General features: G+C 62.6%; 16 protein-coding genes. 2 read left to right on the top strand and 14 right to left on the bottom strand.

What is annotated here, in order from left to right; translation table 11 throughout:
* Positions 1–15: 15 nt before the first annotated feature.
* From ACWKWE_RS26250 to ccmA, 7 genes are all read right to left on the bottom strand, one after another.
* Positions 16–552 (bottom strand): DsbE family thiol:disulfide interchange protein, encoded by a 537-nt coding sequence (locus ACWKWE_RS26250; RefSeq protein ID WP_166597907.1) that lies wholly within the window; start codon positions 550–552, stop codon positions 16–18.
* Positions 549–2,522: a heme lyase CcmF/NrfE family subunit gene (locus tag ACWKWE_RS26245; protein WP_483852128.1), complete on the bottom strand. Its 1,974-nt coding sequence runs from the start codon at positions 2,520–2,522 to the stop codon at positions 549–551. Before ACWKWE_RS26245 ends, ACWKWE_RS26250 begins: the two co-directional genes overlap by 4 nt.
* Before the next feature lie 3 nt (positions 2,523–2,525).
* Entirely contained in the window at positions 2,526–3,005 is a 480-nt protein-coding gene (gene ccmE / locus ACWKWE_RS26240; protein ID WP_483852127.1) for a cytochrome c maturation protein CcmE, read from the bottom strand.
* On the bottom strand, positions 3,002–3,178 hold the full coding sequence (ccmD, locus tag ACWKWE_RS26235; protein WP_401151214.1) for a heme exporter protein CcmD: 177 nt from the start codon (positions 3,176–3,178) through the stop codon (positions 3,002–3,004). Before ccmD ends, ccmE begins: the two co-directional genes overlap by 4 nt.
* A complete protein-coding gene (locus ACWKWE_RS26230) occupies positions 3,175–3,978 on the bottom strand; it encodes a heme ABC transporter permease (protein WP_483852126.1) in 804 nt (267 codons plus the stop codon). The genes ccmD and ACWKWE_RS26230 overlap by 4 nt, the downstream gene beginning before the upstream one ends.
* A gap of 156 nt (positions 3,979–4,134) precedes the next feature.
* Positions 4,135–4,806 carry a heme exporter protein CcmB gene (ccmB, locus tag ACWKWE_RS26225; RefSeq protein WP_166597912.1) on the bottom strand — a complete coding sequence of 224 codons (672 nt, stop codon included), beginning with the start codon at positions 4,804–4,806 and terminating at the stop codon, positions 4,135–4,137.
* Entirely contained in the window at positions 4,803–5,438 is a 636-nt protein-coding gene (gene ccmA / locus ACWKWE_RS26220; RefSeq protein ID WP_483852125.1) for a cytochrome c biogenesis heme-transporting ATPase CcmA, read from the bottom strand. Before ccmA ends, ccmB begins: the two co-directional genes overlap by 4 nt.
* Positions 5,439–5,586: 148 nt before the next feature.
* On the opposite strand from ccmA, the gene fliK reads away from it, so the two are divergent.
* Together fliK and ACWKWE_RS26210 are read left to right on the top strand one after the other, a co-directional pair.
* The gene (fliK, locus tag ACWKWE_RS26215; protein WP_483852124.1) at positions 5,587–7,221 is read left to right on the top strand and encodes a flagellar hook-length control protein FliK; all 1,635 of its coding nucleotides are present in this window, start codon (positions 5,587–5,589) and stop codon (positions 7,219–7,221) included.
* Positions 7,221–7,541, top strand: coding sequence for an EscU/YscU/HrcU family type III secretion system export apparatus switch protein (locus tag ACWKWE_RS26210; protein WP_166597915.1), 321 nt, complete (start codon positions 7,221–7,223; stop codon positions 7,539–7,541). Before fliK ends, ACWKWE_RS26210 begins: the two co-directional genes overlap by 1 nt.
* Positions 7,542–8,113: 572 nt before the next feature.
* On the opposite strand, the gene ACWKWE_RS26205 is transcribed toward ACWKWE_RS26210, so the two are convergent.
* The 7 genes from ACWKWE_RS26205 to ACWKWE_RS26175 all read right to left on the bottom strand — a co-directional run bounded on the left by ACWKWE_RS26205 (position 8,114) and on the right by ACWKWE_RS26175 (position 13,767).
* Complete coding sequence (locus ACWKWE_RS26205) at positions 8,114–8,509, bottom strand: DUF2802 domain-containing protein (RefSeq protein ID WP_166598667.1); 396 nt, start codon at positions 8,507–8,509, stop codon at positions 8,114–8,116.
* Positions 8,510–8,989 (bottom strand): chemotaxis protein CheW, encoded by a 480-nt coding sequence (locus tag ACWKWE_RS26200; RefSeq protein WP_062385949.1) that lies wholly within the window; start codon positions 8,987–8,989, stop codon positions 8,510–8,512.
* Between the two features lie 83 nt (positions 8,990–9,072).
* Positions 9,073–10,038 (bottom strand): CheW domain-containing protein, encoded by a 966-nt coding sequence (locus ACWKWE_RS26195; RefSeq protein ID WP_483852123.1) that lies wholly within the window; start codon positions 10,036–10,038, stop codon positions 9,073–9,075.
* A gap of 114 nt (positions 10,039–10,152) precedes the next feature.
* Positions 10,153–10,941, bottom strand: a complete 789-nt coding sequence (locus ACWKWE_RS26190) for a ParA family protein (protein WP_483852122.1) — start codon at positions 10,939–10,941, stop codon at positions 10,153–10,155.
* A gap of 45 nt (positions 10,942–10,986) precedes the next feature.
* Positions 10,987–11,871, bottom strand: coding sequence for a flagellar motor protein MotD (gene motD, locus ACWKWE_RS26185; RefSeq protein WP_483852121.1), 885 nt, complete (start codon positions 11,869–11,871; stop codon positions 10,987–10,989).
* 7 nt (positions 11,872–11,878) lie between these two features.
* A complete protein-coding gene (locus ACWKWE_RS26180; RefSeq protein WP_483852120.1) occupies positions 11,879–12,619 on the bottom strand; it encodes a flagellar motor protein in 741 nt (246 codons plus the stop codon).
* Entirely contained in the window at positions 12,619–13,767 is a 1,149-nt protein-coding gene (locus ACWKWE_RS26175) for a protein-glutamate methylesterase/protein-glutamine glutaminase (protein WP_483852119.1), read from the bottom strand. The genes ACWKWE_RS26180 and ACWKWE_RS26175 overlap by 1 nt, the downstream gene beginning before the upstream one ends.
* Between the last annotated feature and the right edge of the window lie 193 nt (positions 13,768–13,960).

Genomic DNA, 13,960 nt, shown 5'->3' with positions numbered 1-13,960 from the left:
GGCGGTGGAGAAAGCTCATTGTTTGCCCTCATCCACCAGCCCCTGATATAGCCCGGCCAGTTTCTCGCGCCAGACGGTCTCGTCGATCACGCCGACGTGCTTGTAGCGAATGATGCCTTTGCTATCGATCAGAAAGGTTTCCGGCGCGCCGTAGACGCCCAGGTTCAGTCCCAAACTGCCCGCCTCGTCATTGATGTTCAGCTGGTACGGGTCGTGAAACTCGCTGAGCCATTTCAAGGCGTCGGTGTTGACGTCCTTGTAGTTGACGCCGTAGATCACCACGCCCTGCTGCGCCAGTTTGGTCAGAACCGGGTGTTCGACCCGGCAGGCGATGCACCAAGTGCCCCAGACGTTGACCAGCGCCGGTTTCCCCAACAGGTTGGCGCGAGTCAGTGGCTTGCCGTCTTGCACGGCGGGCAACGCGAATTCCGGGAACGGTTTATCGATCAACGCGGACGGCAGCTCGGACGGGTCCAGGTACAGCCCGCGATACAGAACCACCGCCATGCCGAGAAACAGCACCAGCGGAATCAACAACACCCAACGCTTCATACCGCAGCTCCCGACAGACCCAACGCGTCCCGCACTTTCGCCCGCACCTTGACCCGATAACGCTTGTCCAGCGCCGCCAGCAAACCGCCCAGTGCGGTGATCAGCCCACCGAACCAGATCCAGCGCACGAAAGGTTTGACGTGCACCCGCACGGCCCACGCACCGTTGTCCAGCGGTTCACCCAGCGCCACGTACAGGTCACGGCTGAAACCGCCGTCGATACCCGCCTCGGTCATCATCGAACGTTGCACGGTGTACAGGCGTTTTTCCGGGTACAACGCGGTGACTTCCTTGCCATCTTGCAGCACGCGAATCGTGCCTTCGTCCGAGGTGAAGTTCGGGCCTTGAACGTGTCTCGCGCCCTCGAATACGAAGGTGTAGCCGCCCAGTTCGACCGAATCGCCTGGGGCCATGCGCAGGTCCCGTTCGGCGCTGTTCTGGCTGGACAGCACCACGCCCAGCGCCACCACGGCGATGCCGATGTGCGCGAGTTGCATGCCCCAATAGCTGCGGGTCAGCGAGCCAGCGCCTTTGATCAGGCCTTTGTGGCGAGTCTTGTCGAGCAGGTCGCGCACGCCTGCCAGCAGCACCCACGCGGCCAGCATTACAGTGGCGAGCACCGCCCAGTGGAAATCCGTCATCGCGAAACCGGCGATCACCGCCAGCACGGCACTGCCGACCAACACCGGCGCCAGCATGCTCATCAGCCACTTCACCGGGGTGTCTTTCCAGCGCACCAGCACGCCCACGGCCATGACCACCATCAACAACCCCATCAACGGCACGAACAGCGCATTGAAGTACGGCGGGCCGACTGACATCTTCGCCCCGCTCATGGCGTCAAGCACCAGCGGGTACAGCGTGCCGAGCAGAATCATCGACGCGGCCACCACCAGCACCAGGTTGTTACCCAGCAGCAGGGTTTCCCGCGACCACAGGCCAAAGCCGACGTGGCTTTTCACCACCGGCGCGCGGATGGCAAACAGCGTCAGCGAACCGCCCACCACCAGCAGCAGGAAGATCAGAATGAACACGCCACGGGCAGGGTCAGACGCAAACGCGTGAACCGAAGTCAGCACACCGGAGCGCACGAGGAAGGTGCCCAGCAGGCTCAGGGAGAACGCTGCGATGGCCAGCAACACGGTCCAGCTTTTGAACACGCCGCGCTTTTCGGTGACCGCCAGCGAGTGAATCAGCGCAGTGCCCACCAGCCACGGCATGAACGAGGCGTTTTCCACCGGGTCCCAGAACCACCAGCCGCCCCAGCCCAATTCGTAATACGCCCACCATGAGCCGAGGGTGATGCCGATGCCGAGGAATGCCCAGGCGACGATGGTCCACGGGCGCGACCAGCGTGCCCACGCCGCGTCGAGGCGACCGCCGAGCAACGCGGCGATGGCGAAGGCGAAGGCTACCGAGAACCCGACGTAGCCCATGTAGAGCATCGGCGGGTGAATGATCAGGCCGGGGTCTTGCAGCAGCGGGTTGAGGTCGCGACCGTCCTGGGGAATCTGCGGCAGGATGCGGCTGAACGGGTTGGAGGTGAGGATCAGAAACAGCAAAAAACCGATGCTGATCATGCCCATCACCGCCAGTACCCGCGCCAGCATCACCTGCGGCAACTGCCGGGAGAACACCGACACCGCAAAGGTCCAGCCCCCGAGAATCAAGGCCCACAGCAGCAACGAGCCTTCGTGGGCACCCCACACCGCGCTGAATTTGTAGTACCACGGCAAGGCGCTGTTGGAGTTTTCAGCGACGTAGCCCACCGAAAAGTCGTCGACCATGAACGAATAGCTCAGGCAACCGAACGCAAACAACAAAAACGCGAATTGCCCCCACGCCGCCGGTTGCGCCAGGCCCATCCACACGCGATCGCCGCGCCAAGCGCCAACCAGCGGCACGACGGCCTGCACGACGGCGAAGCACAGGGCCAGGATCATGGCCAGATGGCCGAGTTCGGGAATCATGGTTTACCCCTGTTTGGCGGGTGTGTAGGACGCGCCCGCCGGTGCGTTCGGTGCAGATTGACCGCTATCCTTCAACGCCTTGGTGACTTCCGGCGGCATGTATTTCTCGTCGTGCTTGGCCAACACTTCATCGGCGACCACCACGCCATCGGCATTGAGTTTGCCCAGCGCGACGATGCCCTGCCCTTCACGGAACAGGTCCGGAAGAATGCCACGGTAGGTAATAGTCACCGACTTGTTGAAATCGGTGACCACGAAGGTCACGTCCAGCGAATCCCCGGAACGTTGCAATGATCCTTTCTCCACCATGCCGCCAGCGCGAATCCGCGTGCCGTGGGGCGCTTCGCCGCTGGCAATCTGGGTCGGGGTGTAGAACAGATTGATGTTCTCTTGCAGGGCGCTGAGCGCCAGGCTAACCGCGATGCCGACCCCGGCGAGAATCGCCACGATGATCAACAGTCGCTTTTTTCGCAGCGGATTCACGTGTTGCTCTCCCGGCGTAAACGGCGCGCCTCTTGTTGCAGGTAACGCCGACGCGCCAATAACGGTGACGCGACGTTGATCGCCAACACGGCCAGACAAATGCCATAGGCGGTCCAGACATACAGACCGTGTTTGCCCATGGCCAGAAAATCGCTGAAGGAATCGAAGCTCATTGACCGCCCCCCTTGCGCAGATTCTGGCCGAGGGCTTTCATCACTTCTTCCTTCACCCAGGTCGCGCGGGATTCTCGCTTGAGCACTTCCAGACGCATGCGCGCCAGCAACACGGCGCCGAAGAAACAATAGAAGCCCAGCGCGGTGAACAGCAACGGCAGCCACATCTCGGCCGGCATCGCCGGTTTTTCGGTGAGGCTGAAAGTCGCGCCCTGGTGCAGCGTGCTCCACCACTCCACCGAATATTTGATGATCGGAATGTTCACTACGCCGACGATGGCCAGCACCGCGCACGCTTTCGCCGCGCTTTCGCGGTTGGTGATGGCGTTGCCCAGCGCGATCAGGCCGAAATACAGGAACAGCAGGATCAGCATCGAGGTCAGCCGCGCATCCCAGACCCACCACGCGCCCCAGGTCGGCTTGCCCCAGATGGCCCCGGTCAGCAGCGCCACGGCGGTCATCCAGGCGCCAATGGGCGCGGCGCATTGCAGCGCGACGTCGGCCATTTTCATCTTCCACACCAGCCCCACCACGCCGCAGACCGCCAACATCACGTAGCAGGACTGCGCCAGCATCGCCGACGGCACATGGATGTAGAGGATGCGGAAGCTGTTGCCCTGCTGGTAATCCGGCGGCGCGAAGGCCAGGCCCCAGACCACGCCAATGCCGATCAGCAACGCGGCGGCGATGCTCAGCCACGGCAGCAGACGGCCGCTGATGCCATAGAACCACTTCGGCGAACCGAGCTTGTGGAACCACGCCCAACTGATACCGCTTTTAGCCTTGGCGCTTGTGTTCATCACGCTGCCTTTTCATCACGCTGCTTCTCATCAAAATGCGTTTCATCACGGTGGCTTGCCTGTTCAGGCGCTCCTTTTAACTGAAGCGTCCTGCCTCGGATATTAACTATTTAAAGCGCGGGCGATTAAAAAGCTGTCCGGTCGATCAGGTTCTGATTATTCGCCAACACTGATTTTCAAGCCAGCGGCAATTGCAAAAGGTGTCAGGGTTATCGCGAGCGCCGTCAGGCTGCCAAGCCAAAGCAGATAGCCGGTCGCTGCCATGCCCTGAAGGGCCGCCTGCAAGGCGCCGCTGCCCAGAATCAGCACCGGGATGTACAGCGGCAGGATCAGCAGCGCCAGCAGCAGGCCGCCGCGCTTGAGGCCGACGGTCAACGCCGCGCCCACCGCGCCCAGCAGGCTCAACACCGGCGTGCCCAGTAACAATGACAATAGCAACACCGGCAGGCACTCACCCGGCAGGCCGAGCATCAGCGCCAGCACTGGCGCTAGCAACACGAGTGCCAGCCCGGAAAACGCCCAGTGTGCCATCACCTTTGCCAACACCAGAAGCGGCAAGGGGTGCGGCGAAAGGACCCATTGCTCCAGCGAACCGTCTTCGAAATCGCTGCGAAACAGCCCGTCCAGCGACAGCAGCACCGAGAGCAGCGCCGCGACCCAGACCAAGCCAGGGGAAATCGTCTTCAACAGTTGCGATTCCGGCCCCACCGCCAGCGGAAACAGCGCAATGACAATGGCGAAAAACACCAGCGGGTTGAGCAGTTCGGCGGGACGGCGAAACAACAGGCGGGCTTCGCGGGCGATCAGCAGGGTGAACACGTGGCTCATGGCGCCCACTCTCCCAGATTCAGGTCGCGATAACCGGTCGGCGTTTGGTTCAGCGTGTGGTGGGTGGTCAGCACCACGACGCCGCCCTGTTCACAGTGATCAGCGAGATGGGCCTCCAATTGCGCCACGCCCTGCTTGTCCAGCGCGGTGAACGGCTCGTCGAGCATCCACAGGCCAGGGCCTGGCAGGTACAAACGGGCCAGTGCCACCCGGCGCTTTTGTCCGGCAGACAGCGTGTGGCACTGCACATCTTCGAAACCCCGCAGTCCAACCGCTTCAAGGGCGTGCCAAAGGGCGTCGGTGTCGGCGCTCTGATGCAGGGCGCACAGCCAGGCGAGGTTTTCGACCGGGGTCAGCAGATCCTTGATGCCCGCAGCGTGACCGATCCACAACAGGTGCTGCGCGAGTGCGTGGCGTTGCCGGGCGAGGGGTTGGCCGCCGATCAACACTTCACCGGCCGTGGGCTGCATGAGGCCGCTGAGCAGGCGCAACAGGCTGGTCTTGCCGCTGCCGTTGGGGCCGCTGATCTGCACCATGTCGCCCGCCGTCAGCCGCAGGTCGAAATGCTCGAACAGCAGCCGCCAGTCGCGCTCGCAGGCCAGGGCCACGGCTTCAAGAACAGGGATCGGCATGAGGTCCTTCTTTTCGGATGACAGGGGCGCGCGGCGGTTCAAGTCGGGGTCGGCGCGGCCGTTATACTGGTGGCAGCCTGACGGGCCACCGAAGACATCGGGGCAGGATTATGCCAGTTCATGCGCACATTTACCGAGTTGGAATTCAATGACAGGCGATATACCCAATCTATCCCCCGTCGCCGCCGCGACCGCTCTACTGCGCGCTGGCGTGCCACCGGGCGAAGTGCTCAAGCTCATGGAGCCGCGAGAAGGCCTGCTCAATTCCGGTCAGGTGGCCAATGCCGAGGTGGTCAGCCTCAAACAGCTGGGCCAGGATTTCCAGTTGCTGCTCAAACTGACCATGGACAACGGCCGCCAGACCACCCTCCCCGTCAGCAGCAGCCTGCCGCTCACGCCGGGCACCACCGTGAACGTCGCGCAAGGCTCGGCGGACACGCTGACCATCAGCGTGCAAGACCTGCAGAAGGCCATCACCAACAGCCTGACCAGCCTCGACACGCGCCAACTGCCCCCCGGCACCCTGCTGCAAGGCAAGGTACTGACCACGCAGGTGATGGCCGATAACGTGGCGCAACTGACGGGGCAATCCACGGGCAGCGCGGCGACTCAACCCGCCACGTACCGCTCCATCGTGATGCTGCTCAACACCGCACTGGCGGGCAGCAGCCTGACCCTCGACAGCCCGCAACCCTTGCGTGTGGGCAGCCTGCTCAGCGCTCAGGTGCAAAACAGTCAGGCGCTGAATTTCATCGCCATGCCCAACCGGCTCGACGAACTGGCGCTAGCACAGCAACTGTCGACCCAACAAAGCCGCCAAGGCTCGCTGCAAAGCCTGCTCACCGCGTTACAGAATCTGCCGCCACCGACTTCAGACGCCAGCGCGGCCGACGACCTGTCGCCGCAGCTGCGCGCCAGCATCACTCAGTTGCTCGACGACCTGCCCGACCTGCCGCAGATGACCACCGCCAAAGGGGTGGCTCAGGCGCTGAGCGCCAGCGGGTTGTTCATGGAGTCGCGCTTGCTGGCCGGGCAGGACCCGACGCTGGTCCCGGACATGAAGGCCAACCTGCTGAGGGTCATCGCGCAAATCCTGCCGGGGCTGCCGGGCAATGTCAGCTACAACGACGCAGCCGCCGCCAACACCCTCGCCCGCCTCATGCCCAACGTGATCCGCAATGCCTTGGGTACGCTGGGGCTGGTCGCTGCGCCGAAGGTGCCGACCAACTTCCCATTACCGTCGCGCACGCTGGCCAACGCGGAGAACAACGACGACCTGGAAACCCTGCTCAAGCTCGCTGCCGGTGCGATCTCCCGCCTGCAAAGCCACCAACTGGGCGGCCTCGAACAGACACGGATGAACGCCGACGGCACGCAAGTGACCACCTGGCAGCTGGAAATCCCCATGCGCAACGCCCAGGACATCGTGCCGTTGCAGGTCAAGGTTCAACGTGAGGACACACCTGATCGGGAGGAGACTCCCGAGACCGCCACGCAAGAGGTCAAGGCAAAAGAAAAACTGTGGCGGGTGGACCTGGCCTTCGATCTGGAACCGCTCGGGCCGTTGCAGGTTCAGGCGCAACTGGTCGCGGGCAGCCTGTCCAGCCAGATGTGGGCCGAGCGCGAAGGCGCGGCGGAACTGATCTCTGGCGAACTCGACAGCCTGCGCGCAAGGCTGGTGGCCTGTGGCCTGAACGTGAAAGAACTGGCGTGCAACCGGGGCGTTCCCGCCCAAGGCAGCCGCACCGTGCTCGAACAACGCTGGATCGACGAGAACGCCTGATGACCACGCCCGACCAAGCCCCCCGTCAGGCCATCGCCCTGAGCTACGACGGCCACCAGGCCCCGACCCTCACCGCCAAAGGCGACGACGCCCTCGCCGAAGCCATCCTCGCCATCGCCCGGGAATACAAAGTCCCGATCTACGAAAACGCCGAACTGGTGAAAATGCTCGCCAGAATGGAACTGGGGGACAGCATTCCTCAGGAGCTTTACCTGACGATTGCCGAAATCATTGCGTTTGCCTGGCGACTGAAAGGGAAATTTCCCGAAGGGTTCGACCCTGATCCGCAGCCGGTGGAGCGGGATATCACACCGCGTTGACAGGATCGTTGGCTGGACCGCCGCTTTCGCTGCCGTCGTAACCTCCGGCGTCTCCCACAGGATTCTCGGCGTGCCCGGAATGTGTGCCCGTCCGGATCTACTGTAGGAGCGAATTCATTCGCGAAAAATGGATCTGGCGATGGAGATGTGTTGGCTGTACCGGCCTCTCGCGAATGAATTCGCTCCCACAGGTTGATCGAGGCTCGGCAGAAGAGTTTGCGCGCATGCGAAGAGCGTTAGCTCCAGCCAGATGCCGTTGCTCTTCGAACACGGTGGTTCAGACGCCGCAGAACGCGACTTGGGTGCAGGCCGAGCGCAGGAGGCGCGGAGTGGGTCGAGCGGCAGGGATGCCGCGAGAGCGCCGCAAGGACATGGATGTCCGTTCGGCGCGGGCCCACGGAGCGTCGCCGGAGTGAGGGAACCCGAGGAACGAGGGCCGAGCCAGGAGCAGGGCCTTTTTGGTTACTTTTTCGGCTCTTGGAAAAGGTGACCCGCCGTAAGGGCGGAACCGTTATCAGCCCCGCCCGCAGCAACGGATATTCACATAACAAGAGGAAGCGCCATTAAGCCTCTCAATTATTCCCGTGCAACTTACTCATCAACTGCGCCTCAGCCTGAGTCAACCCGCACGACTGAGTCAGCTCATCCACACTCGCCCCCATACTCACCAGACGCGCCGCCTGAGCGAAAGACAGCGTCGAAGGATCCCGCTGCTCCAGCGCCGTCACCTTGTCAGGCAACGGCGAGACCATAGAGCGCAAATCCTGCAAATCCTCGCCCATCTTCACCGTACCACTCTGGTAATTCTCCAGACGCCGGGCCAATTCACGGATGCGCTGGTCCCGCAGCGAGTCAGCCTCGACCTGCTGCGTGGCCAGCGTGCGCAGGCGTTTGGTGTGGGCCATGAACATCGCAACGGACGCCACCCACAACACCGCCAGAAAAATGACCGCAACCTCAAGAATCAATCAGATGTTCTCCAGCTCGGACCACTCTTCCTCGGACATCATCTTGTCCAACTCCACGAGGATCAGCAGCTCGCCGTTCTTGTTGCAAACACCCTGGATGAACTTGGCAGATTCGTCGTTGCCCACGTTCGGCGCCGTTTCGACTTCCGACTGACGCAGGTACACCACTTCCGCCACGCTATCGACCAGTATCCCGACCACTTGCTTGTCGGCCTCGATGATCACGATACGCGTGTTGTCGCTGACTTCAACTGGCGGCAGACCAAAGCGCTGACGGGTGTCGATCACAGTGACGACGTTACCGCGCAGGTTGATGATGCCCAGCACGTAGCTCGGCGCACCCGGCACTGGCGCAATCTCGGTATAGCGCAGCACTTCCTGAACCTGCATCACGTTGATGCCATACGTTTCGTTGTCCAGGCGGAAGGTGACCCATTGCAGGATCGGATCTTCGGAACCCTGTGCTGACGACTTCTTCATACCCCTAACCCCTTGCGTGTTGTGCTCTTCAGGCGACGCACTCGCGCCGCCCTGTGTTTATTGGAAGATGCTTTTCAATACAGCTATTTGCGTGCCTGCATCTGCTTGACCGCGCCACTGGCGATCAACTCGGCCAGTTCGGACACGTCCAGCAGCGCGCACATGTGCTCGATGACTGTCCCGGCCAGCCACGGACGTTGACCCCGATGGGTGCGCCATTTGATTTCGTCAGGCTCCAGGCGCAGCGAACGGCTGACCTGATGCACCGCCAATCCCCATTCGTACCCTTGAACCGAAATCACGTACTGCAAGCCCTGGCGGAAATCATCGCGGTAACGGTCCGGCATGATCCAGCGCGCCGTATCCAGCACTTTCAGGTTGCCCGCCTGGCTGGGCAGGATGCCGAGAAACCAGTCCGGCTGCCCGAACAACGGCGTCAGGTCGTGCCCGGCCAACGGATAGATCGACCCCAGGCACACCAGCGGCACCGCCAGCGTCAGGCCCGCGACGTCGAACAGCAGGCATTCGAACGGCTCGGCGGCCCAGTCCGGACGATCATCGGCGGTCGGCGGAGGCGTCGGCGTGCGCTGCGACGGCAGGTGCACTTCGGCAATCGGCTCGACCACCGCCACCGTCGGTTCGACAGTGGGTTCGGAAATAACAGGCTCGACCACCGGCACGACCACCGGCACGACCATCGGCGGTGCGATGACCGGCGGCAATATCACCGGACGCTCAAGTACCCGAGCGGCTAGAGGCTCGGCGACCGGGCGCGACACCGGTTGGGCGTGCGGCGCAGACTGCAGGGTCGGCGCAGGCCGGGTGATCGGCGCCGCAGGACGCACAGGCACCGCCGCCGCGACCGCGACCGCTTCAGCGACCGCCGAACGCATGCGCGCGTCGTGGGCCTGCTCTTCAAGCACGGCCGCTTGAAATTCATCGATGCTGTCGCTGACGTCCAGCTCTTCGGTGGCGTCTTGCAACAACGCGTCGAGGTAGTTTTGCAGCGCCAGCTGTGGCCGGGATGCGATGTCCAGAGGGCGGTTCATACAGGAGCCCGAAAATAAGTGATGCGATTACCGCCTGTCTTTTTTATCGGCTGCACTGCAGGCCGACTTGAGCGCGCAGGCGCAAGGCGTGTGAATAAACGATCAGCGGACACTTCAGGCCACCTGCCCGACAAGCTGTTCGGTGAGCATGTGTTTGAGCAGCGTGCGGTATGCCAGCACGCCCCGGCTCTTGTTGTCGAACTGCGACGGCGTGACCCCGGCCCGGCTGGCATCGCGCAACCGGGTATCGACCGGGATATAGGCCTTCCAGACATGTTCCGGGTAGCTGTCGCGCAGCAGTTTGAGGGTGCTCATCGACGCCTGGGTGCGACGGTCGAACAGGGTCGGGACGATGGTGTACGGCAGCGGCACCTTGCGCGAGCGGTTGATCATCGCCAGCGTGTTGACCATGCGCTCCAGGCCTTTTACCGCCAAAAACTCGGTCTGCACCGGGATCGCCAGTTGCTGACTCGCGGCCAGCGCGTTGACCATCAACACGCCTAACAATGGCGGACTGTCGATGATCGCGTAATCGAAATCCTGCCACAGCTGCGCGAGGCTCTTGGCGATCACCAGGCCCAGCCCGCTCTGCCCCGGCGATTGGCGCTCAAGGGTGGCGAGCGCGGTGCTCGACGGCAGCAGGGAAATGCGTTTGTCGCTGGTGGGCAGCAGCAGTTGACCGGGCAGGCCTTCCGGCACCGCGCCCTTGTGCAAGAACAGGTCGAAGCTGCTGTGTTCCAGCGCATCGGGGTCGTGGCCGAAATAGCTGGTCATCGAACCATGGGGGTCCAGGTCGACGACGACCACGCGCTTGCCCGCCTCTGCCAGCAAACCGGCTAAAGCGATGGAGGTGGTGGTCTTCCCGACCCCGCCTTTCTGATTGGCTACTGCCCAGACTCTCATGTGTTCGCGTTCCCCCCAGCCATCACAACCATGACCGAGACCGATTCAAGGGGCAGGTGACGAAGATTTGACGCCTTGCGGCGGCTTGGCGGGTGCCGGTGCAGTTTGTGTGCCAGCACGACGCAGCGCCGCATCGGGTTTCGCATTGGCGGCGGTGCCGGAGCCGGTCAGGCTGCGACGCACGTCCAGATTACGCGAGATCACCAGCACCACACGGCGGTTGCGGGCACGCCCATCGGCGGTCGCGTTGGAGGTCAGCGGCTGGAATTCGCCGTAACCCACCGAGGCCATGCGCACCGGGTTGATCCCGTCCATGGCCAGCATACGCACGATGCTCGACGCCCGCGCCGACGACAGCTCCCAGTTGCTCGGGTACTGCGACGAGTTGATGGGCTGGTTGTCGGTGAAGCCCTCGACGTGGATCGGGTTGTCGAACGGCTTGATGATTTTGGCCACTTTGTCGATCAGGTCGAAGGCCTGATTGCTGGGCAAGGCATCACCGCTGCCGAACAGCAGGCTGGAATTGAGTTCGATCTCGATCCACAGCTCGTTGCCGCGCACGGTCATCTGATTGGAGGCGATCAAATCACCGAACGCCGCGTTGACGTCGTCGGCAATCGACTTAAGCGGGTCTTGGGAGCCCTGCCCCAGCGCCGCGTCGGTCTGCTCGCTGTCTTGCACCAGCGGGTCGGCCGGGCGCACGGTCTGGGGTTTCTGCTCGCCAATAGGAATCGGCTTGACGCTGCGCTCGGCTTCGTTGAACACCCCGACCAGTGCTTCGGACAGCACTTTGTACTTGCCCTCGTTCAGCGACGAGATCGAGTACATGACCACGAAAAACGCGAACAGCAAGGTGATGAAGTCCGCGTAGGACACCAGCCAGCGTTCGTGGTTTTCGTGCTCTTCGTGGTGGCGACGTCGACGGGCCATCAGTCCATCACTCCATGAAGCCTTGCAGCTTCAATTCAATCGAGCGCGGGTTCTCGCCTTCGGCAATCGACAGCAGGCCTTCGAGCAGCATTTCGCGGTAACGAGACTGACGAATCGCCACGGCCTTGAGCTTGTTCGCCACCGGCAAAAGAATCAGGTTGGCCGACGCCACGCCATAAATGGTCGCGACGAAGGCCACGGCAATGCCGCTGCCGAGTTGGTTCGGATCGGCCAGGTTGCCCATCACATGGATCAGGCCCATGACCGCACCGATGATGCCCACGGTCGGCGCGTAGCCGCCCATGCTTTCAAAAACTTTGGCCGCCTGAATGTCGCGGCTTTCCTGGGTCAGAAAGTCCACTTCCAGAATGCTGCGAATGGCTTCGGGTTCGACCCCGTCCACCAGCAATTGCAGGCCCTTGCGCGAATAGGCATCCGGCTCGGTGTCGGCCACGGTTTCCAGGCCCAACAGGCCTTCCTTGCGTGCGGTCAGGCTCCAGGACACAACGCGGTCGATGCCCCCGGCAAGGTCGATGCGCGGCGGGAACAGAATCCAGATGAAGATCTGAATCGCCCGTTTGAAGGCACTCATCGGCGTCTGCAACAGGCACGCTGCCAGCGTGCCGCCGAGCACGATCAGCGCCGCCGGGCCATTGAGCAAGGCGCCGATATGACCGCCTTCGAGGAAGTTGCCGCCAATGATCGCGACGAACGCCAGAATGATCCCTATGAGCGTCAAGACATCCATCAGAGACACGCCTCGACCAGGTGACGCCCGATGTCATCCAGGCTGTAGACCGCGTCGGCGAGATCGGCTTTGACGATGGCCATCGGCATGCCATAGATCACGCAGCTGGCTTCGTCCTGGGCCCAGATGTGGCTGCCGCCCTGCTTGAGCAGACGCGCGCCCTCACGGCCATCGGCGCCCATGCCGGTCAGCACCACCGCCAGCACTTTGTCGCCGTAGGATTTGGCGGCCGAGCCGAAGGTGATGTCCACGCACGGTTTGTAATTCAGACGCTCGTCGCCCGGCAGGATTTTCACCGCGCCACGGCCATCGACCATCATCTGCTTGCCGCCAGGGGCCAGCAGCGCCAGACCTGGACGCAGAATGTCGCCGTCCTCGGCTTCCTTGACGCTGATGCGGCACAGCTTGTCCAGCCGCTCGGCGAAGGCTTTGGTGAAGGCTGCAGGCATGTGCTGGATCAGCACGATGGGGGCCGGAAAGTTCGCGGGCAATTGAGTCAGTACGCGTTGCAGCGCCACCGGGCCGCCGGTGGACGTGCCAATCGCGACCAGCTTGTAGGCCTTGCGCTTGGGCGCGGGCGACGTCGGCGAGTGGGCTGCCGGTGCACGGGTCGGCGCGGGGGCTGGCGCAGGTCGGGTCGTGGCACCGGGCGTCGGGGCCGGACTGCGCAGCGAACCGGTCGCCAGGGCCGGTGCAGCCGGTGCGTGAGACGGGGCCGCGGGCGCACTGCTGTAACCGCTGAAACGACGGTTGCTGCGGGAAATGGTATGCACCTTTTCGCACAGCATTTGTTTGACCTTCTCGGGGTTGCGCGAGATGTCTTCGAAATTCTTGGGCAGGTAATCGACCGCACCGGCATCCAGCGCATCCAGAGTCACCCGGGCGCCTTCGTGGGTCAGCGAGGAGAACATCAACACCGGAGTCGGGCAACGCTGCATGATGTGACGGACTGCGGTAATGCCATCCATCATCGGCATTTCGTAGTCCATGGTGATCACATCGGGCTTCAGGGCCAGGGCCTGCTCGATCGCTTCCTTGCCGTTGGTGGCGGTGCCGACCACTTGAATCGTTGTGTCAGAGGAAAGAATTTCCGAGACGCGCCGGCGGAAAAAACCGGAATCGTCTACCACCAGAACCTTGACTGCCATAAACACTCCGTAGGGCCTGTCCCCTCAGGGGCCATCCCGTTTCATCAACCTCTGATCCACCCGTCTTTCAAGGATGGATAACGAACCTGTGGGAGCGGATTCATTCGCGAAGCGGCGGGACAGACGCTACAGAAGTGTCGCCTGACCGATTTTCGCGAATCAATTCGCACCCACAAGGTTCACTGCATACCGG

This window comes from Pseudomonas salicis, assembly GCF_057128705.1.
The sequence above is the reverse complement of the archived record's forward strand: the minus strand, read 5'-3'. Positions and strand labels throughout refer to the sequence as shown.

Bases quoted from the DNA above. Each gene is read 5' to 3' on its own strand.
- ACWKWE_RS26200 (WP_062385949.1), bottom strand. From the start codon at position 8,989: ATGAAGAAGTCGTCAGCACAGGGTTCCGAAGATCCGATCCTGCAATGG.
- ACWKWE_RS26180 (WP_483852120.1), bottom strand. From the start codon at position 12,619: ATGGATGTCTTGACGCTCATAGGGATCATTCTGGCGTTCGTCGCGATC.
- ccmA (WP_483852125.1), bottom strand. From the start codon at position 5,438: ATGCCGATCCCTGTTCTTGAAGCCGTGGCCCTGGCCTGCGAGCGCGAC.
- fliK (WP_483852124.1), top strand. From the start codon at position 5,587: ATGACAGGCGATATACCCAATCTATCCCCCGTCGCCGCCGCGACCGCT.
- motD (WP_483852121.1), bottom strand. From the start codon at position 11,871: ATGGCCCGTCGACGTCGCCACCACGAAGAGCACGAAAACCACGAACGC.
- ccmD (WP_401151214.1), bottom strand. From the start codon at position 3,178: ATGAGCTTCGATTCCTTCAGCGATTTTCTGGCCATGGGCAAACACGGT.
- ACWKWE_RS26195 (WP_483852123.1), bottom strand. From the start codon at position 10,038: ATGAACCGCCCTCTGGACATCGCATCCCGGCCACAGCTGGCGCTGCAA.
- ACWKWE_RS26175 (WP_483852119.1), bottom strand. From the start codon at position 13,767: ATGGCAGTCAAGGTTCTGGTGGTAGACGATTCCGGTTTTTTCCGCCGG.
- ACWKWE_RS26230 (WP_483852126.1), bottom strand. From the start codon at position 3,978: ATGAACACAAGCGCCAAGGCTAAAAGCGGTATCAGTTGGGCGTGGTTC.
- ACWKWE_RS26190 (WP_483852122.1), bottom strand. From the start codon at position 10,941: ATGAGAGTCTGGGCAGTAGCCAATCAGAAAGGCGGGGTCGGGAAGACC.
- ACWKWE_RS26210 (WP_166597915.1), top strand. From the start codon at position 7,221: ATGACCACGCCCGACCAAGCCCCCCGTCAGGCCATCGCCCTGAGCTAC.
- ccmB (WP_166597912.1), bottom strand. From the start codon at position 4,806: ATGAGCCACGTGTTCACCCTGCTGATCGCCCGCGAAGCCCGCCTGTTG.
- ACWKWE_RS26250 (WP_166597907.1), bottom strand. From the start codon at position 552: ATGAAGCGTTGGGTGTTGTTGATTCCGCTGGTGCTGTTTCTCGGCATG.
- ACWKWE_RS26245 (WP_483852128.1), bottom strand. From the start codon at position 2,522: ATGATTCCCGAACTCGGCCATCTGGCCATGATCCTGGCCCTGTGCTTC.